The sequence below is a fragment of the Amycolatopsis sp. 2-15 genome (assembly GCF_030285625.1).
In the GTDB taxonomy this organism is placed as follows: domain Bacteria; phylum Actinomycetota; class Actinomycetes; order Mycobacteriales; family Pseudonocardiaceae; genus Amycolatopsis; species Amycolatopsis carbonis.
In genome coordinates this window covers 3,797,000-3,821,308 of sequence record NZ_CP127294.1, presented here as the reverse complement: position 1 = coordinate 3,821,308, position 24,309 = coordinate 3,797,000, and the positions used below count along the sequence as shown (strand labels likewise).

Annotated in this window: 26 protein-coding genes; 10 read left to right on the top strand and 16 right to left on the bottom strand. The window is 69.7% G+C overall.

Annotation, left to right across the window (positions count from 1 at the left end):
• The first annotated feature begins 122 nt into the window (after window positions 1–122).
• Window positions 123–494: an ankyrin repeat domain-containing protein gene (locus tag QRX50_RS18905; protein WP_285973261.1), complete on the top strand. Its 372-nt coding sequence runs from the start codon at window positions 123–125 to the stop codon at window positions 492–494.
• Between the two features lie 56 nt (window positions 495–550).
• Here the strand turns inward: QRX50_RS18905 and QRX50_RS18900 are convergent, their stop codons facing one another.
• The 3 genes from QRX50_RS18900 to QRX50_RS18890 all read right to left on the bottom strand — a co-directional run bounded on the left by QRX50_RS18900 (window position 551) and on the right by QRX50_RS18890 (window position 3,928).
• Window positions 551–2,017, bottom strand: coding sequence for a catalase (locus QRX50_RS18900; protein WP_285973260.1), 1,467 nt, complete (start codon window positions 2,015–2,017; stop codon window positions 551–553).
• 25 nt (window positions 2,018–2,042) lie between these two features.
• Complete coding sequence (locus tag QRX50_RS18895) at window positions 2,043–2,462, bottom strand: Fur family transcriptional regulator (RefSeq protein WP_285973259.1); 420 nt, start codon at window positions 2,460–2,462, stop codon at window positions 2,043–2,045.
• A 545-nt stretch (window positions 2,463–3,007) separates the two neighbouring features.
• Window positions 3,008–3,928 carry a LysR family transcriptional regulator gene (locus QRX50_RS18890; RefSeq protein WP_285973258.1) on the bottom strand — a complete coding sequence of 307 codons (921 nt, stop codon included), beginning with the start codon at window positions 3,926–3,928 and terminating at the stop codon, window positions 3,008–3,010.
• A 70-nt stretch (window positions 3,929–3,998) separates the two neighbouring features.
• On the opposite strand from QRX50_RS18890, the gene QRX50_RS18885 reads away from it, so the two are divergent.
• The 5 genes from QRX50_RS18885 to QRX50_RS18865 all read left to right on the top strand — a co-directional run bounded on the left by QRX50_RS18885 (window position 3,999) and on the right by QRX50_RS18865 (window position 8,925).
• Complete coding sequence (locus QRX50_RS18885; protein WP_285973257.1) at window positions 3,999–4,928, top strand: SDR family NAD(P)-dependent oxidoreductase; 930 nt, start codon at window positions 3,999–4,001, stop codon at window positions 4,926–4,928.
• Entirely contained in the window at window positions 4,925–5,755 is an 831-nt protein-coding gene (locus tag QRX50_RS18880) for an SDR family NAD(P)-dependent oxidoreductase (RefSeq protein WP_285973256.1), read from the top strand. Before QRX50_RS18885 ends, QRX50_RS18880 begins: the two co-directional genes overlap by 4 nt.
• Before the next feature lie 117 nt (window positions 5,756–5,872).
• Window positions 5,873–6,523 carry an alpha/beta fold hydrolase gene (locus QRX50_RS18875; RefSeq protein ID WP_285973255.1) on the top strand — a complete coding sequence of 217 codons (651 nt, stop codon included), beginning with the start codon at window positions 5,873–5,875 and terminating at the stop codon, window positions 6,521–6,523.
• A gap of 76 nt (window positions 6,524–6,599) precedes the next feature.
• Window positions 6,600–8,093 (top strand): trypsin-like serine protease, encoded by a 1,494-nt coding sequence (locus QRX50_RS18870; protein ID WP_285973254.1) that lies wholly within the window; start codon window positions 6,600–6,602, stop codon window positions 8,091–8,093.
• A gap of 58 nt (window positions 8,094–8,151) precedes the next feature.
• Entirely contained in the window at window positions 8,152–8,925 is a 774-nt protein-coding gene (locus tag QRX50_RS18865) for a hypothetical protein (protein ID WP_285973253.1), read from the top strand.
• Here the strand turns inward: QRX50_RS18865 and QRX50_RS18860 are convergent, their stop codons facing one another.
• Both QRX50_RS18860 and QRX50_RS18855 read right to left on the bottom strand, forming a co-directional pair.
• Window positions 8,926–9,780, bottom strand: coding sequence for an LLM class flavin-dependent oxidoreductase (locus QRX50_RS18860; protein ID WP_285973252.1), 855 nt, complete (start codon window positions 9,778–9,780; stop codon window positions 8,926–8,928).
• A complete protein-coding gene (locus QRX50_RS18855; RefSeq protein ID WP_285973251.1) occupies window positions 9,780–10,676 on the bottom strand; it encodes an SDR family oxidoreductase in 897 nt (298 codons plus the stop codon). Before QRX50_RS18855 ends, QRX50_RS18860 begins: the two co-directional genes overlap by 1 nt.
• 125 nt (window positions 10,677–10,801) lie before the next feature.
• On the opposite strand from QRX50_RS18855, the gene QRX50_RS18850 reads away from it, so the two are divergent.
• On the top strand, window positions 10,802–11,689 hold the full coding sequence (locus QRX50_RS18850; protein ID WP_285973250.1) for a LysR family transcriptional regulator: 888 nt from the start codon (window positions 10,802–10,804) through the stop codon (window positions 11,687–11,689).
• A 113-nt stretch (window positions 11,690–11,802) separates the two neighbouring features.
• A complete protein-coding gene (locus tag QRX50_RS18845; RefSeq protein WP_285973249.1) occupies window positions 11,803–12,090 on the top strand; it encodes a hypothetical protein in 288 nt (95 codons plus the stop codon).
• 322 nt (window positions 12,091–12,412) lie between these two features.
• Here QRX50_RS18845 and QRX50_RS18840 read toward each other — a convergent pair whose 3' ends face one another.
• The 7 genes from QRX50_RS18840 to QRX50_RS18810 all read right to left on the bottom strand — a co-directional run bounded on the left by QRX50_RS18840 (window position 12,413) and on the right by QRX50_RS18810 (window position 18,517).
• Window positions 12,413–12,835, bottom strand: coding sequence for a DUF5709 domain-containing protein (locus QRX50_RS18840; protein ID WP_285973248.1), 423 nt, complete (start codon window positions 12,833–12,835; stop codon window positions 12,413–12,415).
• Between the two features lie 77 nt (window positions 12,836–12,912).
• Entirely contained in the window at window positions 12,913–14,556 is a 1,644-nt protein-coding gene (locus QRX50_RS18835) for a RecQ family ATP-dependent DNA helicase (RefSeq protein WP_285973247.1), read from the bottom strand.
• 68 nt (window positions 14,557–14,624) lie between these two features.
• Window positions 14,625–14,972 carry a UBP-type zinc finger domain-containing protein gene (locus QRX50_RS18830; RefSeq protein ID WP_285973246.1) on the bottom strand — a complete coding sequence of 116 codons (348 nt, stop codon included), beginning with the start codon at window positions 14,970–14,972 and terminating at the stop codon, window positions 14,625–14,627.
• A gap of 44 nt (window positions 14,973–15,016) precedes the next feature.
• Complete coding sequence (locus QRX50_RS18825; RefSeq protein WP_285973245.1) at window positions 15,017–15,658, bottom strand: DNA-3-methyladenine glycosylase family protein; 642 nt, start codon at window positions 15,656–15,658, stop codon at window positions 15,017–15,019.
• Window positions 15,659–15,689: 31 nt separating this feature from the next.
• The gene (locus QRX50_RS18820; protein ID WP_285973244.1) at window positions 15,690–16,463 is read right to left on the bottom strand and encodes an SDR family oxidoreductase; all 774 of its coding nucleotides are present in this window, start codon (window positions 16,461–16,463) and stop codon (window positions 15,690–15,692) included.
• A 121-nt stretch (window positions 16,464–16,584) separates the two neighbouring features.
• Complete coding sequence (locus tag QRX50_RS18815) at window positions 16,585–17,610, bottom strand: LacI family DNA-binding transcriptional regulator (protein WP_285973243.1); 1,026 nt, start codon at window positions 17,608–17,610, stop codon at window positions 16,585–16,587.
• Window positions 17,611–17,737: 127 nt separating this feature from the next.
• On the bottom strand, window positions 17,738–18,517 hold the full coding sequence (locus QRX50_RS18810; protein ID WP_285973242.1) for an IclR family transcriptional regulator: 780 nt from the start codon (window positions 18,515–18,517) through the stop codon (window positions 17,738–17,740).
• A gap of 239 nt (window positions 18,518–18,756) precedes the next feature.
• Between QRX50_RS18810 and QRX50_RS18805 the strand changes: the two genes are divergently transcribed.
• Together QRX50_RS18805 and QRX50_RS18800 are read left to right on the top strand one after the other, a co-directional pair.
• Complete coding sequence (locus tag QRX50_RS18805) at window positions 18,757–19,191, top strand: cupin domain-containing protein (RefSeq protein WP_285973241.1); 435 nt, start codon at window positions 18,757–18,759, stop codon at window positions 19,189–19,191.
• A 50-nt stretch (window positions 19,192–19,241) separates the two neighbouring features.
• Complete coding sequence (locus tag QRX50_RS18800) at window positions 19,242–19,571, top strand: cupin domain-containing protein (protein WP_285973240.1); 330 nt, start codon at window positions 19,242–19,244, stop codon at window positions 19,569–19,571.
• A gap of 38 nt (window positions 19,572–19,609) precedes the next feature.
• On the opposite strand, the gene QRX50_RS18795 is transcribed toward QRX50_RS18800, so the two are convergent.
• From QRX50_RS18795 to QRX50_RS18780, 4 genes are all read right to left on the bottom strand, one after another.
• Window positions 19,610–21,334, bottom strand: coding sequence for an L-aspartate oxidase (locus QRX50_RS18795; RefSeq protein WP_285973239.1), 1,725 nt, complete (start codon window positions 21,332–21,334; stop codon window positions 19,610–19,612).
• A gap of 60 nt (window positions 21,335–21,394) precedes the next feature.
• A complete protein-coding gene (locus QRX50_RS18790) occupies window positions 21,395–22,150 on the bottom strand; it encodes an SDR family oxidoreductase (protein WP_285973238.1) in 756 nt (251 codons plus the stop codon).
• A gap of 94 nt (window positions 22,151–22,244) precedes the next feature.
• A complete protein-coding gene (locus tag QRX50_RS18785) occupies window positions 22,245–23,564 on the bottom strand; it encodes an NAD(P)/FAD-dependent oxidoreductase (RefSeq protein ID WP_285973237.1) in 1,320 nt (439 codons plus the stop codon).
• A 109-nt stretch (window positions 23,565–23,673) separates the two neighbouring features.
• Window positions 23,674–24,273 (bottom strand): TetR/AcrR family transcriptional regulator, encoded by a 600-nt coding sequence (locus QRX50_RS18780; RefSeq protein ID WP_285973236.1) that lies wholly within the window; start codon window positions 24,271–24,273, stop codon window positions 23,674–23,676.
• Window positions 24,274–24,309: the final 36 nt, after the last annotated feature.

Genomic DNA, 24,309 nt, shown 5'->3' with positions numbered 1-24,309 from the left:
CGCGCACTCATTTGTGCGCGGCCCCGTAGTGGGAGATCAGGACCATTTCCGAAGGCCGTCCAATAGTCAAAACGCATCGAAGGTCGGCTTGAACAACAATTAACCGATGCTAAAATTCCACCATGCCCGCTGACGAAAACGAAGACCTCCGAAAACGAGCCCGCACCGTCATGGCGGACCTCGCGCGAGAAGGCAACACCAAAGAGCTCGCGGAGTTCATCGAGCACGGCCTGGACGTCAACTCCCTCGACGAGGCCGGCAATTCACTCCTCATGCTCGCCGCCTACCACGGGCGCGGCGAGACCGTCGACTATCTGCTGCAGCACGGCGCCGATCCCGACATCTGCAACGCCCGCAACCAGTCGCCGATCGCAGGCGCGTTGTTCAAGGGCGAGACGGAAATCGTCGCCGCATTGAAGAAGGCGGGGGCCGATCTTGACGCCGGAACACCGAGCGCGCGGGAAGCCGCGAAGATGTTCGGGCAGAGCCTGTAGAAACAACCGTGCCCCCGTCGCGGCAACAGCAACGGGGGCAAACGGCCACAAAGGACTTACAGAGCGCCCAAGGCCTCGCAGGCCTTCTGCACACCCTCACCGTAGGCCGGGTCGGCCTTGGTGCAGTTGTCGATGTGCCGCTGGACGGTTTCCTTGCGCGCACCCTTGATCGCGCGCGCCGTGTTCTCGAACAGGCGCTGCTGTTCGTCCGCGGACAGCAGGCGGAACAGGTTGCCCGGCTGGGTGAAGTAGTCGTCGTCGTCTTCGCGGAAGTTGAAGTGGTCCGCGGTCGAGCCGACGGCCTGCGCCGGGTCGGCGTAGGCGGGCTGTTCCTGCCAGCGGCCGAAGTTGTTCGGCTCGACGCCCGGGACGCCGCCCTGGTTGCCGTCGACGCGCATGGCGCCGTCGCGGTGGTAGGTGTTGACCACCTTGGCGCCGCGCGGGTAGTTGACCGGGATCTGGTGGTGGTTCACGCCGACGCGGTAACGGGCGGCGTCGCCGTAGGAGAACAGGCGGCCCTGCAGCATCTTGTCCGGGCTGAACGAGATGCCGGGGATCAGGTTGGCCGGGGTGAAGGCGGCCTGCTCGACGTCCTGGAAGTAGTTGTCCGGGTTGCGGTTGAGCTCGAACTCGCCGACCTCGATCAGCGGGTAGTCCTTCTTGCTCCACACCTTCGTCAGGTCGAACGGGTGGAAACGGTACGTCGCCGCGTCGGCCTCGGGCATGACCTGCACGAACAGCTTCCACTTCGGGAAGTCGCCGCGCTCGATGGCGTCGAAGAGGTCGCGCTGGTTCGACTCGCGGTCGGCGGCGATGACGGCGCCGGCTTCCTCGTCGGTCAGGTTCTCGATGCCCTGCTGGGTGCGGAAGTGGAACTTGACCCAGTTCCGCTCGCCCGCCGCGTTGATCAAGCTGTAGGTGTGCGAGCCGAAGCCGTGCATGTGCCGGAACGACTTGGGGATGCCGCGGTCGGTCATGATGATCGTGACCTGGTGCAGCGCCTCGGGCAGGTTCGTCCAGTAACCCCAGTTGTTCTCCGGGTCACGCAAGTTGGTGCGCGGGTCACGCTTCACCGCGCGGTTGAGATCAGGGAACTTCAGCGGGTCGCGGTGGAAGAACACCGGCGTGTTGTTGCCGACGACGTCCCAGTTGCCCTCTTCGGTGTAGAACCGCAGGGCGAAACCGCGAATGTCCCGCTCGGCGTCGGCCGCGCCGCGCTCACCCGCGACGCTCGAGAACCGCGCGAACATTTCGCACTCGTTGCCCACCTTGGCGAAGATCGCGGCCTTCGTGTACTGCGAAATGTCGTGCGTGACGCGGAAGGTACCCCACGCGCCGGAGCCCTTGGCGTGCATGCGCCGCTCCGGGATGACCTCGCGGTCGAAGTGCGCCAGCTTCTCGATGAGCCACAGGTCCTGCAACAGCACCGGGCCGCGCGGGCCGGCGGTGACGCTGTTCTGGTTGTCCACGACCGGCGCACCCGCCGCCGTCGTCAGCGGTTTGGTGTTCTCCTCGAAAGCCACTTCATCTCCTTCAGGTGGTGGACAGTCAGTTTTCGTTGCAGGAAGGGCACAGGCCCCAGTACGTCACTTCGGCTTCGTCGACGACGAACCCGTTGGTGGCCGCCGGCGTCAGACAAGGCCGCTCCCCCACGGCGCAGTCGACGTCGGCGACCGCACCGCAGCGGCGGCACACCACGTGGTGGTGGTTGTCGCCCGTGCGCATCTCGAACCGCGCCGGCGACCCGGCCGGCTCGATGCGCCGCACGAGCCCCACTTCCCCCAACGCGGCGAGGATGTCGTACACCGCCTGCGTCGACACCGCGCCGAGCTCCGAGCGCACTGCTCGGACCACCGCCTCGACATCCGCGTGGGGTCGCTGCGCCACCGCGTGCAGCACAGCGGTCCGCTGCTTGGTGACCCGCAGTGAGACACCCCGCAGGCGCTCCGCAGGATCGGTGGCCGACATGAGGGCATCAGACCACGTTTTCTGGAACAAGTCCAGACTAGGGACTGGACACGTTCAAGTGAACCGAAGTGCTCATCTGAGCAAGGCGTCGTGACCTCGGCACTGCCTTGACCAGGGAGAACTGTGCGTCGACGATCAGGGTTGGCGCTTTGGCGACGCACCCGTGGCCGGATTCGCATATCCAGTGAGATCGTAGTCACAGGAGTTGATCACGACGGGACCTGAGTGTGCGTTCTCGCGCATGAGTACACAAAGTGATGACCGTGTGGACGGTATGTGCATCCATTGAGTGCCATCGAACAGCCGTCGAGCAGAAACTGGGGAAGTTTGCCCTGGGCGTCCAGCACCTCGACGCCCAGGACACGACCGTCCGCCAGGAAGTCGAGGTTGATCGTGCTGCCCACACCGCTGGGATCACGCCGCATTCGCTTCAGCGTCGTAGGTGACCTTGAGGCTCGCCACTGTTCGGTGTGTCCTTCCCCGAACATCCCGCGCGCCACCCGGCGACCGGGCCTGCTCAAGGTAGCGGCAAACGGCCTTCACCGTCAGAGCCCCGCACCCTTATCTTCCAACGCCGCCGCTCGGAACGCCTCCGCCAAACGGGCCGTGGCGTCCGACGGGCGGCCCGGCAGGCGGGCGAGCAAGATGCGCCGCCGTTCGGAGGGCCCGCCGCGGACGGGGAGGACACGGACGCCGGGCGGGAGCACCGGGGTGAGCGCGGCGGGCGCGGTCGTGATGCCAAACCCGGCGGCGACGAGGTGGAGCTTGGCGAGCCAGTCGCGCGCGGTGTGGGCGATGTCGGGGCGCTCGTCGAGGCCGGGCCAGACGCCCATGACGTGCTCGTTGCGCGAGCCGGCGATCCAGCGCTGGCCGGACAGGTCGGCGACGTCGATGAACTCGCCGCGCGCGAGCGGGTGGGTGGTTGGCACGGCGACGCACAGGCTGCGCTCGGAGAGGGTCTGCACCTGCAGCGCCGGGGTTTCGCTGTCGGGCGGCCGGAACGGCGGCGCCGACGCGATCAGCGCCAGGTCCAGCGTGCCCGCGCGCAGTGCGCGGACCAGCGCGGGGGTGCTGCCTTCGCGCGTGGTCACGGTGATGCCCGGGTGCGTGCGGCGCAGCTCCGCCAGGGCGCGGGGCACCAGGGCCGCACCGGCGCTGGCGAACCAGCCGAGCCGGACGCTGCCGTGGCCGTCGGGCAGGCCGACGAGGTCGCGGGCCGCGGCGTCCACCTCGTCGACGACGGTCGCGGCGCGGCGCACGACCAGTCGCCCGGCGGCGGTGAGGCGCACACCGTCGTGGCGGCGTTCTACCAGTGAGGTGCCCGCGGCGCGCTCCAGCGACGCGATCTGGCGGGAGACGGCAGACTGAGTGTAGCCAAGGGCGGCGGCCGCGGCGGTGAACGAGCCCCGCTCGGCCACCTCACGGAACACCCGCAGCGCAGTGAGCGACGCGTCGGTGAAGGCCATGACAGTTACGCATACCAGACTTGACGAACTTTCGCTGGCAGCATGCTCCGTGCCTACCTAGCGTGAAAGTATGACTTTGATCCAGACCCCCTTCGGCTTCGCCAGCACGGCGGCGGAAGTGGCCGAAAGCATCGAGCTCCGCGGGCGACGCGCGGTGGTGACCGGGGCGTCGTCCGGGATCGGAGTGGAGACCGCTCGCGCCCTGGCCTCGACCGGCGCCGAGGTGACCCTCGCCGTCCGCGACGTCGCCGCCGGCGAGCGCACGGCGAAGGACATCACCGCGAGCACCGGCAGCACCGCGGTGCGCGTCGCGGAGCTGGACCTCACCGACCCGGCCTCGATCGCCGCCTTCACGTCTGCTTGGGACGGTCCGCTGCACGTCCTCGTCGCCAACGCCGGCGTGATGGCGAGCCCCGACCAGTACACCGAGCAGGGGTGGGAGTGGCAGTTCGCGACCAACCACATCGGACACTTCCTGCTCGCCACCGGACTGTACCCCGCGCTGGCCGCCGACGGCTCGGCCCGCGTGGTCGTGGTCAGCTCGAGCGGACACCAGCTCTCGCCCGTGGTGTTCGACGACGTGAACTTCGCCTTCCGCCGCTACGACCCCTGGCTCGCTTACGGACAGTCCAAAACGGCCAACGTGCTGTTCGCCGTCGAGGCCACGCGTCGCTGGGCTCGGGACGGAATCACGGCCAACGCCGTCATGCCGGGCGGGATCTTCACCAACCTTCAGCGCCACACGAGTGGCCGCGGCAGCGGGACCGTCCCGCCCGAACTGATGAAGACCCCGGAACAGGGTGCGGCGACGTCGGTGCTGGTCGCCACATCTCCCCTGCTGGAAGGCATCGGCGGACGGTACTTTGTGGACTGTGCGGAGACGCCGACCATCGACCGGCGCGGGGAAGCGCCACAGTTGCACGGTGTCGCGCGTTACGCCCTCGACCCCGACGGTGCCGCGCGGCTGTGGAACCTCACGGAAGATCTGGTGCGAGCATGACCGTCGCAGTGGTCACCGGGGCCACACAAGGGTTGGGCCTGGCGCTCGTCGAGGGGCTCGCGCAGCGTCTGTCCACGCAGGACACTGTCTACCTCACGGGACGGGATCTCGGCCGGATCGGTGAGGCTGTGGAGTCACTGCCCGCGGGCGGGGCGACTGTCCGAAGTGAACTGCTCGACGTGGCCGATCCCGCGTCCGTCACCCGGCTCGCCACGGTGTTGAGCGAACGCCACGGCGGAGTCGATGTCGTGTTCGGCAACGCTGTGATGCGCGTCGGCCCCGACGACGACCCGCGGGAGATCGTGGGCCCCTATACGGATGTCAACAACTTCGGCACCACGAGGGTGATGCGGGCGTTCGCCCCGCTGCTGCGGGACGGCGGCAAGCTGCTCGTCGTCGCCAGCTCGCTCGGCACCCTGCACTACCTGGCGCCAGTACTGCACGATCGCTTCGACGCCCTGACCTCACTGGACGACGTCGACAAGACTGTCGCGAACTGGCGCGACGCGGTCGCGGACGGCAGCGCCCGCGGCGGTGCGTGGCCAGGGTTCGTGAACATCCCCTCGAAGATCGGGCAGGTGGCGGCAGTGCGCGCGCTCGCCTCGACGCGCCTGGCCGGCGACGCGGAGCGCGGGATCCTGCTCGCGGCGGTGTGCCCGGGGATGATGAACACGCCGACCTCAGCGCTGTGGTGGGACGTCAGCACGGCGCCCACGCCGGCGACAGCGGCGGTACCGCTCCTCGACCTTGCCCTTTCACCCACCGACCCCGATCACTACGGCCAGTTGATCCGCTACGGAGCCGTGCTGCCGTGGGCGCCGGGCTAGCGTGGCCGTAAAGCGACAGCCTGGGTGAGGAGGACAACATGCGAGTGTTCGTCCACGGAGTTCCGGAGACGGCCGTGATCTGGGACGGCCTGCGGGAGGCCGTGGGCGGGGCCGTCGGTGGCACTGGCGTTGCCGGGGTTCGGTGCGGCGCTGCCGGCGGGATTCACCCCGGCAAAGGACGCGTACGCCGCATGGCTGGCGGAGGAGCTGGCGAAGATCACCGAGCCGATCGACCTCGTCGGGCACGACTGGGGTGCGCTGCCGACACTCCGGGTGGCGACGCTCGGCGAGGTGCCGCCGCGCAGCTGGGTCGCGGACGTCGGGAGTGTGTTCCACCCGGATTACGCGTGGCACCCGTGGGCGACGACGCTCATTTCTCCGGGCGATGGCGAGGACTCCCTGCGCCACCGGAGGGAGGCCGATCCCGGGGAGTCGTTGATGCTGGGCAACGGCGTGCCTGCGGCGGCCGCGGCGGAGATGGCCGCCGCGCTCGACGAGGACATGAGCCGGGGCATTCTGGGGCTGTACCGCTCGGCGGTGCCGAACGTCGCGGCTTCGTGGGCACCTTCGCGCACGTCGGCGCCCGGGCTGATCCTCGTGCCGACAGCCGACCGCGTGGACGACGAGATGCGCTCGCGGGATGTGGCTGCCCGGCTGGGAGCGCGCGTCGAGCTCCTGGACGGGATGGGGCACTGGTGGATGTACGACCGGACCGGTCGCGTCGTGTCGGTGCTGCAGCAGTTCTGGGGCGCTGTCACAGGATCGTGACGTTCCGGTCGAGGTGCGCGCACACAGGGTGAGGAGTCTGAGCGGGTTCTGTGATCCACAGGTGAGAGGGAGCCCGTTGAAACTCCGAAGTGTGCTGGCCGTCGTGGCGGCCGCGTTGTCCGTGACCGCGTTGGGTGTTGCTCCGGCAACAGCGATTGTCGGCGGAGCCCCATCTCCGCGTGCGTATCCGTTCACCGGGTCGCTGAACCGGCCGGCCGACTCGCCCCGGCCCGATGGGCATGTGTGCGGGGTGACGCTGGTCGCGCCGCAATGGGTGGTGACGGCGTCGCACTGCGCCCGCAACGATCTCGAGACCCAGGTCGGCTACCCGCACGACTGGTCGGTGCGGCTGGGATCGGTGAGCGCGTCGTCCGGCGGTGAGGTGATCGCGGTCGAGAAGTTCGTGCGGCGGTCGAACGGCACCCTTCCGCACATCTTCGGCAAGGACATCGCGCTGCTGAAGCTGGCACACCCGGCGAAGGCCGCACCGATCAAGATCAGCGCGAAGGCCCCGGCGCCGGGCACCGGCGCGCGCATCATGGGCTGGGGCATGACCTGCGACCAGGCCGCGCCGCAGTGTTACCCCGACCACCTGCGCGAGGCCGACACTGTTGTCCAACCAACATCGACCTGTCTGGTTTCGCTCAGCGACCTGTGCATCGGCGCACTCGACGGCAAGGTGGGCCCCACCAACATGGACTCCGGCGGCCCGGCGCTCGTGAAGGAAGGCGGCGCGTGGACGTTGGCGGGTGTCGTCAGCGGTGGTGACAACGGGCCGGGGATCTACACGAACGTGCCCGCGTATGCCGACTGGGTGCGCGAGACCATCGCGGAACGCCACCCGACGCTCGAGGGCGCCGTGAACCTGGGCTCGTGCGCGGGGTCACTGGTCCGCAAGGCCGGCGCCGGTCCGGACGACCCCGGCCTGCTGCTGACCAACGGCCACTGCATCGCCGGCGACCACCCCGCCGTGGGCTCGGCGGTGACCGAGCGCGCGGAGGCCCGCGACGCCGCGGTGCTGTCCGCGTCGGGCGGGATCAAGGCGACCCTGCACACCACGAAGCTGTTGTACGCCACCATGACCGGCACCGACGTCGCCCTGTACCAAGTGGACAAGACCTACGCGCAGCTCGCCGCTGGCGCGAAGGTCTTCGAACTCGGCACGCGCGAACCCCAGCAAGCCGACCAGCTCGACGTGCTTTCGGGCACGCACGGGAAGACCTGGGCGTGTTCGGTTGCGAACATCGTCCCTGAACTCCGCGAGGGCGGCTACACGCAGCACAATGCGATCCAGTACAGCGAAGACTGCACCCCCGGCAGCGGCGATTCCGGCTCACCCGTGCTCGACCCGCACACCGGCCAGGTCGTGGGCATCCACAACACGTCCAACGACTTGGGCCAGGTATGCACTGTGGACAATCCGTGCGAGGTCGACGAGAACGGTGTGGTCACCGTCCACATGGGCCGGTCTTACGGGCAGCAGACCGCCGAGATTCCGGCGTGTCTCGGGGCTGGGTCGACGGTGGATCTTTCGTTGGCAGGGTGTGGGTTGACGAAACCGAAGGCTTGAGATGAGCGGGGTGGCCCCGGGCCTGTCGCCGGCCCGGGGGGGTCACTCCAATTTCGCGGTGAGATACTGGACGGTCACGGAAACCGCGCCGCAACGCGATTTCGTGGGCGCACCCGGTGCCGATCGACAGGATCTGGTCGAGGAGGACCGCGCCGAGGAGCTCCCGGGCGGATTCGGTGGTGAACGACAGGCCGGTGACGCGTGGCCGAAACCCTCACCGAGCGGTTGTGATCGGGCGATGAGCACCCGGTCTGGTTCGACGGAAAAGGCCACACGTTGGCCCGGAAGACTTGTCGCCGTCGTTTTTGTGGGAGTGGCCGCCGCGGGGTGTGCTGCCGGCGGTGCGGCGACGACAGTGGACGGACCCACGACGACGTCGTTCGTGGCGGCGGCGTCGCCCGAGCGGCTCAGTGCGGCGTGCCCGTTCCTGGACTCTGGCGAAGTCCAGCATGAGCTCGCGGACGGCAACAGCTTCGAAAGCATCGAGGAAGAACCTGAAACGCAGAGCGGTGTCACCCTATACGCCTGTTCGTATCACCGCGCCCTCGATTCCCACGCGGCTTTGGTGGAGCTGGGCGTCGGCGATGCGCCGGGGTTCGACTCGCCGGATGCTGCTTTCCGGGGTTCGGCTCGAGGCTGCGCCGACGAGCCAAAGCCGCTCACCGACGACGCCGTTTACTGCGCCACCGCCCAAGGCACGACCACCATCACCATCGCCAAACGGAGTCACGGGCTGATCCGGATCGCCCAGTTGGCATTCCGCCGCGCTCCCAGCGACGCGTTTCTCGACGGTTACGCCGCGCTGGCGAAGACGGTCGCCGGGAGGTTGTGATCAGCGCAGCGCCGGGGCGAGCGCCACGAGGTGGTCGATGCCCGGGCCGAACTCCGTGCCCACCGGGGAAAGCAGGGTGACGTGGTCGGCGCCGGCGTCGAGGTGCGCTTGGACGGTGGCGGTGACGTGGTCCGGGCCATCGAAGGCGACGAGGGTCCGGACCAGGTCGTCGGTGGGCTCGGCGGGGTAGCCGAGGTCCGTGAGTGTTGCCCGAAAAGCGGGGCGGCTGAGCCAGTTCGACACGGTTTGGCGGGCCGTCTCGAACGAGTCCGCGATCGACAGCGCCACGACCAGGAGTTTGTCCGGGCCCAATGCTCGCCGGGCGAGAGCCGTGTGCTGCGGAGGCAGGCCGGCGGGGAGTGCGCCGTCGGCGACGTCGGCGGCGAGGGAGAGCATCTTGGGGCCGTTGGCGCCCAGGATGAGCGGGTACGGGGCGTCCGGCGCGGGTGGCCGGGTTTCCGCTGCCATGCCTTCCACATAGGACCGCATGGTCGCCAGAGGAGTCCCGAAAGGGCGGTCCACACTCGACGCCTGCTGCGGGCATCCGACGCCGAGACCGAGCGTGAACCGACCCGGGAAAGCCTGCGCCAGGAAGGAAGCGGCGGCGTGCGCGGTCTGGGGCGCCCGGGCCCAGATGTTGGCGACGCAGGTGCCGAACGCCAAGGTCTCGGTGGCGCCGAGGAGCACCGCCAGCTGGGCGAGGGCGTCCTTGCCGATGACCTCGTTGGTCCACGCCGCGTGGTAGCCGGCGCGCTCCAGACGGCGCACAGCGGTGCGCTGGTCGTCGGCGGATGGCGCGCTGGTGAAGGTGACCGGAAGGCAGACACCGACCGGGCCGGCTTCGAACGTGGCCATCAGCGGGCGAAGTAGTGGCCGGCGTCCAAATCGGACAGCAGTCCGGGATGCGTTGGCTGCCAGTCGAACTGGTCCTGGGTGCGGGCGCTCGAGGCCGGCATGTCCGCGGCGAAGATCGGGCCCAGCCAGCTGAAGTGCTCGGCCGCCTGATCGCCCGGGACGGACTCGATCGGCAGGCCGAGGTGCTTGCCGATGCGCTCGGCGATCTCGCGCACGGGGATGCCCTCGTCGCCGACGGCGTGCAGGCGCGTGCCGGCCGGGGCGTGTTCGAGAGCCAGGCGGTAGAGCCGTGCGGCGTCCAGGCAGTGGACGGCGGGCCACCGGTTCGCGCCGTCGCCGGGGTAAGCCGAGACCCCGCGGGTGCCGGCGGTCTCGATGAGCAAGGGGACGAAGCCGTGGCGGTCCTCGTCGCTGTGGACCGACCGTGGCAACCGCACGACAGAGCCGCGGACTCCCCGCATTGCCAAGGAAACCACGATCTCTTCGGACGCGAACCGGCCGGCCGCGAGGCTGCCGCCTTCGGGGATGGTGTCCTCGGTCGCCACGCCGCAGGGAGTGGCCGGGGTGCCGGAGCTGATCACGAACGGGCGGCCGGTTCCGGCCAGGGCCTCGCCGATCGTCTCGATCGCGAGGCGGTCGGTGCCGACGGAGCGCTCGAAGTCGCCGAAGTCGTGGACGAACGCGGTGTGGACCACGCCGTCGGCCGCGGCGGCGCCGGTGCGCAGGCTGTCGAGGTCTTCGAGGCTGCCGCGGTGGGCCTCGGCGCCGGCCGCGGTCAGCTTGGCGGCCGACGCGTCGGAGCGCGCCAGCCCGAGCACCTGATGGCCGGCGCCGAGCAGCTCACACACGACGGCGGAGCCGACGAACCCGGTCGCGCCGGTGACAAACACACGCATGGTGTTGCTCCTCAAACAAGGGATGTTTTGGTCCTTCCACCCTGCCGTCGGGTCCCGCGCATCGGCCAATGAAACCTTCGTATCGCGCAATACGCTTTGTGCATCACCACAGGTAGAATCACACCGTGCCCGAACATCCGGTCGACCTCGACCTCCGGCTGGTGCACTGCTTCACGGTCGTCGCGGAGCACAAGCACTTCGGCCGCGCTGCCGAGGCCTTGCACGTGACCCAGCCTTCGCTGAGCCGCCAGATCCGCCGGCTCGAGCAGCAGCTCGGTGCGCGACTGCTGGACCGCACGCCGCAGGGCAGCCGGCTCACGGAGGCGGGTGAGGTGTTCCTGCCGCAGGCGAAGGCATTGCTGCGCACCGCGGCGCAGGCCATCGCGCGCACGCGGGCCGCCGCGCAGCCCAGCCGGCTGGCCGTCGGGTACTCGGGCGGGCTCATCGTCACGCCCGCCGTCCGGGAGATGCGCCACCGACACCCGGACGCCGACGTGCAGACGCTGCACGTCGCGTTCGACGACGTGCCGACTTCGCTGCTGGAGCATCGTGTGGACGTCGTCGTGAGCCGGCTGCCGTTCGCGACCGAAGGCCTCCACGTCACGGTGCTTTACGACCAGCCGCGTGTGGTTATTCTCCCACTCGATCACCGGCTGGCGGGCAAGGAGTCGGTGAGCATCAACGACATCGCCGACGAACCGCTGCCCCGCGTGCGTGATTCCGATCCGGCGTGGAGCGCGTACTGGCGCATCGAACCGCGGCCCGACGGCCGGCCGGCGCCCGACGGGCCCGTGATCGAAGCGCTGGAGGACAAGTTCGAGCTCGTCGCGGCCGGTCAGGCCGTGGCCATCTCCGCAGGTCACGATGTGCGTCTCCTGCGTCCCGACCTCACCTCCGTGGTCCTGGAGGACGTCGAACCGGCGCACGTCGTGCTCGCCACCCGCGCCGACGACCGCAGCCGCCTCGTCGCCGCTTTCCGGAAGTATGCGCAAACACACCTCACGGGCCGCTAAAGTGAACGGGAGTTGAACGAAAGGGTTGCCGCCGTGCGCTGACTTCCCGCTCTCGCGGCCGGACCGCCGCTCTCGCGACACGACCCCGTTCCTGCGCACCCCGAGGGACCCCGATGAGCACCGACAGCAACCCCGTGCGGCAGTGGCGAGCCCCGAAAACGGTGGCCGAACTGGCCGCCGGCCCCGCCTGGACCCTCGAGCGCAGTCCGACGACCGGCCAGTGGAGCACGGCGGAGTGGCACCACGGCCCCTGGCAGATCGGCCTGACGCCGGTGCGCCACGGTGTGATCGCCGCCATGCTGTGGTCGCAGGACAAACTGGTGGAACACACGCGCGGCGGCGAGGCCACGATCTGCGCGAAGGTGACCGGCTGGCTGGAGGAGATCGCGCGGAACGCGTGACTCCTAGGTTTTTGCGGCTGTTGCCCGCTCGCGGAATCCGACCGAGCGACGAGGTCAACGACAAACGTCAGCGAAACAGCCGCGCCCACTCCCCCGCGCCTCCGAGCCAGGTCGCTCGCCGCTCGCGGAATGTGGTCGAGTGGCGGGTGCGCGTCGGGACCCTGCGAAGAGGCGGCGCGATCTCCCCGGCGCCACGTGCCGGTCCGAGGTCCGGGTGGCCTCGCTGTGCGGACCCGCGTCAGCCGATGTCAGGCGGAGTCAGCCGGAGGGGGTGGTACGGGAAGTCCCGCACCACCTTGACCTCAGCGGTGCTCGGCGGTGCTCAGTAGCCCTCGGGGTCGTCGACCACGTGGACGGCGGCTTCCTCCGCGGAGGCGGCGCCGCCGTCGATGCCGACGTCCGAGGCGTAGAGCTCGTCGTCGGAGTCTTCGCCGGAGCCTTCGTCGGCGGCGACGAGGCGGCCTGCGCGGAAGTCGCCGAGTTCGCCGTCGATGAGTTCGCCGTCGGTGTCCTCGCTGTCGCCGAGGTCGTCGCCCTCCTCGGGCTGCAGGTCGGGCACCTCGCGGGCGAGGCGGCCCTCCCAGCTTTCGCCTTCGCGCTCTTCCTCGGGTGTGGTGCCGAACTCGTCGACCTCGAACGGCTTCTCCGGCGGCGAGTAGCCCTCGTCGTACGGATCGCCGTCCTCGAGCGTGTCTTCAGGGTCGAGCACGCCGGTGTCGGCGTTGTCCTCGATGTCGTCGTCCACGGACGGCTCCTCTCTCCGGGCGCACCCAGTCTCGCGCCCGAGTCGGGAAGTTACCAGGCGAGCCCGCGCGCGGTTGTTCAGCGCGGCTGGAGGATGCCGGACGAGATCGTCGACGCGGTCAGGTGCTTGTAGCCCACGCTGGGAAAGTAAACGAGCAACTCGTGTTCATCCTGGGACAACAGTTGCCCGTCTCCCCACAGGCGGTGGTGCACGGGAGCACCGCCGGAGACGTCGGCGCGCTGGTGTTCGGTGGTGTGCGCCGCACGGTCGTTGTCGCAGTTTTCACAGGGCGGTGTGTAGTTCTCACCGAAGTAGGCGAGAAGTTCCGCACGGCGACACCGCGTGCTTTCGGCGTACCCGCGAGCGGCCTCGATCCGGCTGGTGAGCACGGCCTGCCGGCGCCGGTCGAGGTCCACGAGCTGGTCGGCGAGCTCGGCTGGTGGTGTAAGTTCCTGTTCGCATTCCACCACGCGGTGGTGGCCGGATCCCGTGACGCCCACGAAACCCAGCTCCACCAGCTCGTTGACCACCCGCTCGACGGCGTGGGCGGGCACCCCGGCGCTGGCGGTCAGTTCGGTGAGCGTCGCCTGCCGGGGCGAGTTCTCGACCGCGTCGACGACCAGGTGCACGGTCTCCTCGCCGAGATGGGTGCGGGCGGCGAGCAGGCGCGGGATGCGGATGGTCCGCGGGTCGTGCACGAGGACTGCCACGGCCGGCTCCCCGTCCCGGCCGGCGCGGCCGATCTCCTGGTAGTAATCGTCGATGCTCGCGGGCACACCGGCGTGCACGACCGTGCGGATGTCGGGCTTGTCGATCCCCATCCCGAACGCGCTCGTGGCCACGACGACGTCCAGCTTCCCCGCGAAGAAGTCGTCCTGCACCTGCGCGCGGGCGGCAGCCGTCATGCCGCCGTGGTACGGCGCCGAGCGGAAGGCGTCGAGGCGCAGGCGGTCGGCGAGGGCCTCGCAGCGGGCATGGGTGAGCGCGTAGACGAGTGCCGGGGTGTCGTGCTGGATGAGGACGTCGACGCACCGGTCGTCGACGGCCCGCGCCTCCGGTTTGCTGGGCTGCGTCGGGCGCATCGAGAGCGAAATGTTGGGCCGGTCGAAGTCGGCGACCACCAGCTGCGCGTCGCGCATCCCCAGCCGGCGCGTGATGTCCGCCTGCACGGGCGGCGACGCCGTAGCCGTGAGCGCGAGGACCGGCGGCCGGCCGAACTCGGCGATCGCGTCGGTGAGCCGCAGGTACTCGGGGCGGAACTCCTGTCCCCATTCGCTCACCAAATGTGCTTCATCCACCACGAACAACGTGACATTGGTGATCGCCGCACGCGTCTCGGCGTTCGAGAGCTGCTCGGGGCCCAGGAAGACGAAGTCCAGCTCGCCCTTCTCCAGCCGCGCCAGCGTCTCCCGGCGTTCGTGGACCTTCTGGCTGGAGTTGAGGAGCTCGGCGTTGATGGTGCGGTCGCCGTACGGGCGTCCCGCGATGGACCGGAGCTGGTCGCGCTGCAACGCGATGAGCGGCGAAATCACCAGCGTCAACCCACCGCGGGCGAGGCCGGCGACCTGGTAGATGGCGCTTTTCCCGCTGCCCGTGGGCAGCACGGCCAACGTGTCCTGCCCCGCCGCGACCGCGTCGGCCGCCTGCACCTGTGAGGGCCGAAGTGCGAAATCGAACAACGCACCCGCGACGTCGGTGGGATTCGGACGTGAGCTGGTCATGGTGTCGAAGGTACTGTGCCCGCCCGGGCGGCCCGGCCGTCACCATGGCCGGGCCGCCCGGAGCCGGGTCAGTGAAGCTGGTTGGCCCAGTCCGCCGGCAGGCGGTCGGCCGGGCCGGGGGCGGCCTGCGTGAGCGGGTGGTGGGTCGGGGCGGCCAGCTCGGGGCCGCGTTCGTACATCACTTCCTCGGCGTAGTCCCAGAACCACTCCTCGCCCGGCTCGAAGCTGCGGACGATGCGGTGGCCGGACGAGGCGGCGTGCGCACTGGCGTGCTGGCCGGGCGACGAGTCGCAGCAGCCGATGTGGCCGCACTGCGCGCAGCGGCGCAGGTGGAACCACCAGCCCTGCGGACTGGCCGCATCACAGTCGGCGCAGCCGTTGCCGCTCGGCGCCACCGCGGGGTCGACACCCTCCACGTGTTTTTCTCCTTTGCGCGAAAAGTCCTGTGGCACCAGCTTAATCACAACCGCGGCGCCTGCTCGGCCAGTTGCCAGAGGTACAGGCACGCCAGCGTGCGGTACGGCCGCCACGGCTCGGCCAGCCGCGTGAGCTCCGCCGGCGTCGGCCGGGCGGCCAGCCCGTAGGCCCGCTCGACGCTGCGGCGCAGCTCGAGGTCCCCGGTCGGCAGCACGTCAGGACGGTGCAGATGGAACATCAGGAACATCTGCGCGGTCCACACGCCGATGCCCTTGACCACGTCGAGCTGCCCGATGACCTCGTCGTCGGGCAGCTCGTTCAACGCGTCGAGGTCGAGGCGGCCCGCCAGGATGCAGTCGGCGAGCGAGCGCAACGACACCGTCTTCGCGCGAGACAACCCGGCGGCCGGGCGCAGCTGCTCGGGGTCGTCGGCCAGCAGCTCCTCCGGCGTCGGCAGCCGGCCGCCGAAGCGGTCCTTCAGCTTGCGGAAGATGGCTCGCGACGAGTGGATCGAGATGTTCTGGCTGACGATCGCGCGCACGAGCACGCCGTAGTTGTCCTTCGGAATGTCCGGGTCGCCGGCCAGCGCGGGGTCGGGCGGCAGCCGGGGCGGAGGCCCGACCATCTGGTCCATGACCCGGCCGAGGACCGGGTCGGCGTCGCGCAGGTGCTCCTCGGGTGTCATCAACGGGATGTTACGCCAGGTCAGACGGGGTCTAGATCGTCTGCGTCATCCCGCCGTCGAGGATGATGTCCGCGCCCGTGAGGTTGCCGACGCGGCCACTGGCCAGGAACGTCACCAGGTCCGCGACCTCCTCGGGCCGCGTGAACCGGCCGGTCACGGAGTCGGCGGCCGCCTTCGCCGCGACGTTGCCGGGCTCCGCGCCGACAGCACCCCCGACCGTCTCGGCGACACCACCCTTGCCCAGCCACAGGTCCGTGGCGACCGGGCCGGGGCTGACCGTGTTCACGCGGACTCCGCGCGCGCCGACTTCCTTCGACAGGGACTTGAAAAAGCTGAGGCACGCCGCCTTCGCCGCGCTGTAGTCGATCACCAGCGGGTCGGGCAAGGTCGCGTTGACCGAGCACACCGTGACGATCGCGCCGGTCCGCTCCAGCAGCGACGGCAGCGCCGCCCGCGTGGTGCGCACAGCCGACATGAAGTCGAGGTTCAACGTCGCCAGCCAGTCTTCGTCGGTGACAGACGTGAAGCCGTCGGGCCGGGGCTGCACGGCGCCGACGTTGTTGACCAGGATGTCGATCCCGCCCACGCGCGCCACGGCCTCCTCGACCACCCGCGCCGCGCCGTCCGGAGTGCCGAGGTCGACCGCCACGGTCTCGACGGGCAGTTCCCCCAGGTCCCCGCCGACGTTGCGCGCCGCCGCGACGACCTGAACGCCCTCCCCGACCAGCGCCCGCGTCACCGCCAGCCCGATCCCCCGGCTCGCACCGGTGACGAGCGCCGTCTTGCCGCGCAACAGCAGGTCCATCGGAGACTCCCTCGAGCGTCGGTCGTTCTTCTCGGGAGAAGCCTAGACAGGGCGCCAAGCCGAGAGCCGCCGAATACCCGGCTGCAATCGTTCACAATGGAAAGGCCAACGGCAATTCGCGTCAGTTCGTGCGCAAAGGCGCCGTGGAACGCCGGTTGACCAGCTCGACCGGCAGCACGATCGATCGCGGCCCCTGTTCGGGGTTTTCCAGGTTGTCGACCAGAAGTTTCGCGGCTTCGCGACCCAAGTCGTACTGCGGAATGCGGATGGTCGTCATCGGCGGGGAAACGTGGTCCATGAACGGGGTGTCGTTGAATCCGATGATGCTCACGTCGTGCGGGCACGTCATCCCGTGTTCGCGCAACGCGTCGTAACAGCCGAGAGCGATCAGGTCGTTTCCGGCGACGATCGCGGTGAACTCGATGTTCTCGTCGCGCAGGAGTCCACTGAGGACACGGTGACCCTCGCGTTGCGACCACGCGTCGCACTGCGCCACGCGTTCGGGCTCGCGGTCGAGGCCGTGGTCGGCGAGGCCCTGCACGAAGGCACGCTTGCGGTGCACACCGGTCGACAGATCCTGCGGGCCGGCCAGGTGGACGATCTTGCGGTGGCCCAGCTCCACGAAATGGCTGAGCGCGAGGCGGACGCCGTGGTCGTCGTCGGCCGTGACCGACGGGATGTCGCGACGGTCGACGGTGCGGTTGACCAGTACGAGCGGGTGGCCCTGCCCGGCCATCTGCTCGGCCGTGTCGTCGTGCAGGCGCGACCCGGCGGAGATGAACCCGTCGACCCCACGGGAGAGGAACGCCTCGATCGACGCGGCCGTGATCTTCGGGTCGTCGTCGGTGTTGGCGATCCACGTGCTGTAGCCGCGTTCGCGCAGGATGTCCTCGGCGCCGCGCACGATCGGCGGGAAGATCGGGTTGGTCAGGTCCGGGAGCAGGATGCCGATCGCCATCGACCGGGCGGTGCGGAGCGTGCGGGCGCTGAGGTTGCCGGAGTAGCCGAGTTCGGTGGCGGCCCGGAGCACGCGGTCGAGCGTCGCACTGTTCACCAGGTGGCGGCTGGTCTCGTTGAGGGCCCTCGACGCGGTCGCGACGTGGACCCCGGCGCGCGCGGCCACGTCCTTCAAGGTCGCTCTTCGCACGACGGCAGTATACGCAGAGGCGCCGGGCGGCCCGCCCATTTCGGGTGCGATTTCCGCGCCGGCCTTGACTCGACAGGCGCCCGTACCGGAGTCTTGGTCTGCAAACGATTGTAGTCAGGTGGCGCAGTCAGCGCGGAGTACTCGCCCAGCGCGCCGGCTCGTTGATGAGCCGCGCGCTGATGAGGCCGGCCGCGTTGGTCACCGACGCGCGGACCGACGCCACGACGGCCGTGGTGAACATCGTCGCGGGCCCGGCCAGCGAGACGCCGCCGACCGCGTGGCCCGACGCGTCGAAGATCGCCGCCGCGACGGACATCCGGTCCTTCTGGAACGACTTCGACACCAGGAACCCGTCGTGGCGCGCGCGGACGAGCTCGGCTTCGAGCTCGTCGAGGTCGGGCGGCGGCGTCGAGCTCTCCGCGCAGCACTTCTCGACGTGGGCCACGACCTTGTCGAACGGCAGCCACGACAGCGCCGCCTTGCCGCACCCGGTGAGGTGCGCGGGCGCGCGCTGGCCGACGCGGTTGTGCATCGGGACCTTGCAGGTGCTGGCGTTGCCGTCGAGGTAGACGACCCAGCCCTGCGTGAGCTGGCCCAGGTGCGCCTCCTGTTCGGGCGCGCGGACCAGGCGGTCGAGGATGCCCTCGGTCGCGCGGACGAGGCCGGTGCGTTCGATGATCTGGCCGGCGAGCTCCAGCAGCAGCGGGCCGAGCTGGTAGCCGTTGCCCGAATCCTCCAGCATTCCCTCGGCGACGAGGGTGCGGCACAGCTCGTGGGCGGTGCTGCGCGGGATGTCCGCGCGGGCCGAGACCTGCCGGACGGACAGGACACCCACTGTGGGCGAGAAGGCGCGTAGCACCTTGCACGCCTTCACCACCGACGCCACGCCACCGCGCGTTTCATCCATCCGCCCACGATAGGTCGGACGTCGGCGTTTTGACCGGCAAGTGTCCGGTTCTGCGGGACACCATCCGAGTGTTCGCCGATCTCCACCGAGCGCACAAGGTGTTCGTTCGCGGACATCGGCTGTCGCCCGTCGCACCGCTCCTGGCCGGAAACCCACCTAGGATCGCTGTCACAGATAGCAGCCACGTCTTGTCTCAGCTCACGAAAGGACAACCGACACCAGGTCCGTGAAGGAAGCTCATGAGCGTGGAACATTCGCACCACCTGCGGAACCCGAAGTCGAGCGCGCCGCCGCCGAAGATCGAGCTGGTGGCGACCGCGGAGGGAGCGCCTGCGGCGCCCGAGGGGGCCGTGCCGATGACAATCCTGGTCACGTTGCCGCCGGGGAGTGACGGGGCGCCGCCGCACCGGCATTCCGGGCCGGCGTTCGGCTATGTGCTCAAGGGCGAGATCATCTTCGAGCTCGAAGGCGACCCGGAGCGCGTCGTGAAGGCCGGGGAAGCGTTCTGGGAGCCCGGGTTCGACGTGATCCACTACCAGGACGGCAACAACCTCGACGACGCCGAGTCCCAGTTCGTCGTCACGATGTTCTGCGCGCCGGGACAGCCGATGCTCATCCCGGTGAGCGACGAGGAACTCGAGCAGCGCGAGCACCTGCGAGCGCCCCGGCCGTGACCCGGAACGGGGACCGGCCCGGAAGGCCGGCCCCCTCCGCAAGGAGCATCATGAACCTGATCACCCTCGCCGAGACCCAGGCCGGGCTCGCGGCGCAGGCGTCCTCCGGGCGCAGCGCGGTGACCGTCCACGGTGGACACGAGCATGCCCTGCGCCAGACTGTGATGGCACTGTGCGAAGGCGAACACCTGCACGAACACGAACACCACGGTGGCGAGACCACCGTGCTCGTCCTGCACGGGCACATCCGCCTGGTCACCGGCGCCGAAAGCCAACGCGCGGCACCCGGCGACTTCCTCGTGCTCCCCGAGCACCGGCACCGCATCGAAGCCGAGACCGACGCGGCGATCCTGTTCACGAACGTCGTGCAACCCCGATGAGAAAAGGGGGCTCTCCCAACCAGGGAGAGCCCCCTTTGTCACTCGACCAGTTTCCCTTCCGAGGAAACCTCCCGCATCAACGCGGCGATCTCCGCAGGCACCGGTGGCAACGCTTCCCGTTCGATCCGCCCACGCCCGGACCACACGAGGTTCACCCGCATCGACTCGTCCAGCTCCGGGTAGTCCGAGCGGTTGTGGCAGCCCCGCGTCTCGCGCCGTTCCACCGCCGCCTCCAGCGTCGCCCGGCAGGCCAACGCCGAGGACTTCAGGTCGAACGCGTGCGCGAGGTCCTGGAACCCGGCCAGATCCGGGTGGACCCCGACGTTCTTCATCCGCTCCTCGAGCGCGTCCAGTTCGGACAGTCCCGCGAGCAGACCCTTCTCGTCCCGGACGACACCCGCGTGCTCGGTCATCGTGTTGCGCAAGGAACGCTGCAGGGCCCGCACGTTCTCCGGGCCCTCGGCCGCCAGCAGCTCGTCGACTTCACCGCGAGCCTCCGCGAGCGCGCCGGCGGAACGCCGTTGCGCGGAAAGAGAAGCCGAGTACTCCGCCGCCGCCTCGCCGACGATCCGGCCGTACACCAGCAGCTCGATCAGCGAGTTGCCGCCGAGCCGGTTGGCGCCGTGCAGGCCGCTCGCGGCCTCGCCGATCGCGTACAGGCCTTCGACGCCCGTACCGTGGTCGGACGACCGCACCCAGACACCGCCCATCGAGTAGTGCGCGGTGGGCGCGATCTCGATCGGGCTCTTCGTGATGTCCAGCATCTGCAGTTCCAGCAACGTCTGGTAGACGCGCGGCAGCCGCTGCATGATCGTCTCACGCGGCAGGTGCGAAACGTCGAGCCACACGCCACCATTCGGCGTGCCGCGGCCCGCCTTGATTTCGGTGTACGCGGCCAAAGCCACCCGGTCGCGTGTGGACAGTTCCATCCGCTCCGGGTCGTAGCGCTCCATGAACCGCTCGCCCAGCGCGTTGCGCAGCTGGCCGCCCTCACCGCGAGCGGCTTCCGACACGAGCGTGCCCGCCGCGTTTTCCGGCTCCAGCAACCCGGACGGGTGGAACTGCACCAGCTCCGGGTCCCGGATGCGGCCGCCGGCCAGCACGGCGAGCCGGAACGAGTCGCCCGTGTTCTCGTCGCGCCGCGAAGACGTGCGGCGCCAGATGCGGGTGTGCCCGCCGGCGGCCAGGATCACCGAGTCGGCGTGGATCACGTAGCGGGTGCCGTTGTCGAGGTCGAAGCCGTACGCGCCGAAGACCACGTTGTCCTGCACCAGGATTCTCGTGATGTAGACGTTCTCGAGCATCCGCACGTCGAGCTGCGCCGCGCGGTTCACGAGCGTGCGCTGGATCTCCAGTCCGGTGTAGTCACCCGCGAACGCGGTGCGCCGGTAGGTGTGCGCACCGAAGAACCGCTGGGAGATGCGGCCGTCGGCCTCGCGGGCGAAGGGCATGCCCCAGCGTTCGAGGTCCTCGATGCCGCGTGCGGCGTTCTGCGTGACGACCCGCACCGTGTCGGGGTGCGCCAGCAGATAGCTCTCCTTGATGGTGTCGGCGGCGTGCTGCTGCCAGCTGTCCTGCGGGTCCATCGTCGCCAGCGCCGCGTTGATGCCGCCGGCGGCCAACGTGGTGTGGGCGTCGCCTTTGGACCGCTTGCCGACCACGAGCACGTCGACGCCCCGCTCGGCCAGCTCGATCGCGGCGCGCAACCCGGACCCGCCCGTGCCGATCACCAGTACCGACGTCGCGACCTGCTGTTCTGTCATCGAATTCCCTCCTGACGGGATGCGCGGGTGGCACCGGAACGGGACCACCCGCGCAAGGAATCACTTCCTGGGCGGGTTGGCCGGGAGCCAGTCCGCGAACTTGATCTGCCCGAGCTGGGCCCCCTCGTCGGGCAGCAGGCCCCTCGGGCCCGGCTTCTCGCCGAAGTAACGGGCCTCGGGGTCGACGGTGACCTCACGCGGGTCGTTGCGGAAGGCCAGGGCCTCGCGCACCCAGTTCTCCATCGTGAAGATCTCGGGGCCGCCGATCTCGGTCATACCGCCCAGCGGCGCGCCGGCGGCAACCTTCGCGACCGCGCCGGAAACCTCGGAGGCCGCGATCGGCTGGATGCCCGCGTCGGGGAGCTTGACGACGTTGCCCTCGGTGCCGCCGTCGGCGATCGCGCCGACGAACTCGAAGAACTGCGTGGCCCGCACGATGGAGTAGGGCAGGCCGGAGTCCTTGATCAGCTCTTCCTGGGCGACCTTCGCCCGCAGATAGCCCGACTCGAGCAGGCGGTCGCTGCCGATCACCGACAACGCGACGTAGTGGCCTACGCCGGCGTCCTTGGCGGCGCCGGTCAGGTTCGTGGTGGCGGCGCGGAAGAACGCCATCACGTCGTCGTCGGCGAACGACGGCGAGTTCGACACGTCCACCACCACGTCGGCGCCCTGCAGCACTTCCTTGACGCCTTCGCCGGTCACGGTGTTGACCCCGGAGGTCGGCGACGCCGGCACCGCCTCGTGGCCGTGCTCCTCCAGCAGGCTCACGACCCGCGAGCCGATCAGGCCGGTACCGCCGATGACGACAATCCTCATGATGCGCCTTTCGCTGAGTGTCCCCGGCAGGCCCGGGGACTTCGCACCAGCCAGGACAAGACGGACCGCGGATCTGTGACAGCGCCGCCGCGAATCACCTGATCGGGTCGCCTCCGGAGACGAACGCGTCGCGCGGGTGCTCGACCGAAGCGAGCGACACGATGTCGCGGCCGAAGAACGCCGCCGTGAGCCAGATCGCGAGCACGCGCACCTTGCGTTCCCAGCTCGGCACGGCCAGCACGTGGTACCCGCGGTGCATCAGCCACGCGAGCAGGCCCGTGATCACGATCCGGCGGTACTGGAAGATGCCCTTGCCGATGCCCAGCGTCGCGACCGAACCCAGCCCGTGGTGGACGTACGGCTTCGGTGCGCGACCGCGAACGTGCGCTGTGAGGTTTCGAGCAAGCAGCTTGCCCTGGCGAACCGCGTGTTGTGCGTTCGGCACCGTCCGCGCCCCCGGAACGGGCGACGCGAGGTCCGGCACCGCGGCGTCGTCACCCGCGCCCCACGCACCCGGCACCGGGTCCGTCTCGGTGCCCACCCGCAGGTCGGCGCGCACGAGCAGCAAGCCGCGCTCGTCGATCGGCAGGTCGGTGTGGTTGTGCACCACGGGGTTGGCGGCGTTGCCCGCCGTCCACACGATGAGCGCGGAATCGAACTCCTCGCCCGTCGAGAGCACCACGTGCCCGTCGACGGCCGATCGCAGCTGCGTGTTGAGGTGCACGTGGGCGCCGCGCTCTTCGAGCGAGCGGACCACCCAGCGCCCCGGCTTGTCGGTGACCTCGGGCAGGATCCGGCCCTGCGCCTCCACGAGGTGGAAGCTCAGCTCGTCGCGGCTGATCTCCGGGTACGGCTTCAGCAGCGCCGTCGCCAGCGACAGCAGCTCCGCGAAGCCCTCGACGCCCGAGAAACCGCCGCCGACGAACGTCACCGTGAGCAGCTTCCGCCGCGCCGGCCCCGGCTCGAGCGCCGACGCGCGGTCGAACGACGTCAGCAGCCGGTCGCGGATCGCGACGGCCTCTTCCATGTGCTTCATCCCGATCGCTTCCTCGGTGATGCCGGGGATCGGGAACTTGCGGGTGACGGCGCCGGCCGTCACCACGATCTCGTCGTACTCGAGCTCGAACTCCGGGCCCTCGGCCGGCCGCACGACCACATGGCGGTTCGCGTGGTCGATCTCCGTCACCGCGCCGGCCACGATCCGCGTGCGCTTGAGGTGCCGCCGCAGCGACACCGCCGCGTGGCGCGCCTCGATCGAACCGGCCGTGACCTCGGGCAGGAACGGCTGGTAGGTCATGTACGGCCGCGGGTCCACGACAGTGAGCTCCGCCTCCGAAGGCCGCAACCGCTTCTCGAGTCCCCAGGCCGCGTAGAAACCCGCATACCCGCCGCCGACCACCAGGATCCTGCGCATTTCGCTCCTCGTTCTCTCGCCCTGCACAAGAGAGACAAGACAGCGATGCCGGATGTGACAGGTTTGCCCCCTTCGAGTGGGCGCCGTCACGAGGGGAAGGCGGAGCGCCTCAGACCGAGGTGGGCGCCTCCGCGGCCAGGCCGGCGAGCGCGCTGTCCGCGATGGACTGCAGGGTGGCGCGGCCCGGGCGGGTCTTGGCGAGCACGTTCAGGCCCTGCACGACGGCCACGAGCAGGGGCGCGGACTCGGGTCCGGCGCCCGGGCGGAGCTCGCCGGCGGCGCGGGCGCGGGTGAGGGCGCCGGCGAAGCTGGTGCGGAGGTTGGCGAGGTGTTGTTCGAACATCGCGGCCAGCGCCGGGTCCCGGTCGGTGAGTTCGACGAGCGAGTTTGTGACGAGGCAGCCCCAGCGGCGGCGGCCGTCGACCATCGCGTCGACGAGGTGGGCGAAGTAGTCGCGCAGGCCTTGCATCCCGCTTGGGGCGACGTTGAGCCGCTCGACGGCCTCGGCGGACACGGTTGCCGCGTAGGAGCGGAGTGCGGCGACGAACAGGGCGTGTTTGTTTCCGAACGCGGCGTAGACGCTGCCGGGCTGGATGTCCATGGCCTGGCACAGCGCCTGGATCGACGTGGCGTCGTAGCCGCGCTGCCAGAAGGTGTCCAGGGCGACGCCGAGGGCTTCGTCGACGTCGAAGGTGCGTGTGCGTCCCACGCCGTAATAGTAGAGTAAGCGTTCAAGAATATCGAC

Bases quoted from the DNA above. Each gene is read 5' to 3' on its own strand.
- QRX50_RS18890 (WP_285973258.1), bottom strand. From the start codon at position 3,928: ATGGCCTTCACCGACGCGTCGCTCACTGCGCTGCGGGTGTTCCGTGAG.
- QRX50_RS18790 (WP_285973238.1), bottom strand. From the start codon at position 22,150: ATGAGGATTGTCGTCATCGGCGGTACCGGCCTGATCGGCTCGCGGGTC.
- QRX50_RS18785 (WP_285973237.1), bottom strand. From the start codon at position 23,564: ATGCGCAGGATCCTGGTGGTCGGCGGCGGGTATGCGGGTTTCTACGCG.
- QRX50_RS18820 (WP_285973244.1), bottom strand. From the start codon at position 16,463: ATGGACCTGCTGTTGCGCGGCAAGACGGCGCTCGTCACCGGTGCGAGC.
- QRX50_RS18880 (WP_285973256.1), top strand. From the start codon at position 4,925: ATGACCGTCGCAGTGGTCACCGGGGCCACACAAGGGTTGGGCCTGGCG.
- QRX50_RS18800 (WP_285973240.1), top strand. From the start codon at position 19,242: ATGAACCTGATCACCCTCGCCGAGACCCAGGCCGGGCTCGCGGCGCAG.
- QRX50_RS18825 (WP_285973245.1), bottom strand. From the start codon at position 15,658: ATGACACCCGAGGAGCACCTGCGCGACGCCGACCCGGTCCTCGGCCGG.
- QRX50_RS18855 (WP_285973251.1), bottom strand. From the start codon at position 10,676: ATGCGTGTGTTTGTCACCGGCGCGACCGGGTTCGTCGGCTCCGCCGTC.
- QRX50_RS18810 (WP_285973242.1), bottom strand. From the start codon at position 18,517: ATGGATGAAACGCGCGGTGGCGTGGCGTCGGTGGTGAAGGCGTGCAAG.
- QRX50_RS18885 (WP_285973257.1), top strand. From the start codon at position 3,999: ATGACTTTGATCCAGACCCCCTTCGGCTTCGCCAGCACGGCGGCGGAA.
- QRX50_RS18805 (WP_285973241.1), top strand. From the start codon at position 18,757: ATGAGCGTGGAACATTCGCACCACCTGCGGAACCCGAAGTCGAGCGCG.
- QRX50_RS18835 (WP_285973247.1), bottom strand. From the start codon at position 14,556: ATGACCAGCTCACGTCCGAATCCCACCGACGTCGCGGGTGCGTTGTTC.
- QRX50_RS18845 (WP_285973249.1), top strand. From the start codon at position 11,803: ATGAGCACCGACAGCAACCCCGTGCGGCAGTGGCGAGCCCCGAAAACG.
- QRX50_RS18905 (WP_285973261.1), top strand. From the start codon at position 123: ATGCCCGCTGACGAAAACGAAGACCTCCGAAAACGAGCCCGCACCGTC.
- QRX50_RS18860 (WP_285973252.1), bottom strand. From the start codon at position 9,780: ATGGCCACGTTCGAAGCCGGCCCGGTCGGTGTCTGCCTTCCGGTCACC.
- QRX50_RS18795 (WP_285973239.1), bottom strand. From the start codon at position 21,334: ATGACAGAACAGCAGGTCGCGACGTCGGTACTGGTGATCGGCACGGGC.
- QRX50_RS18895 (WP_285973259.1), bottom strand. From the start codon at position 2,462: ATGTCGGCCACCGATCCTGCGGAGCGCCTGCGGGGTGTCTCACTGCGG.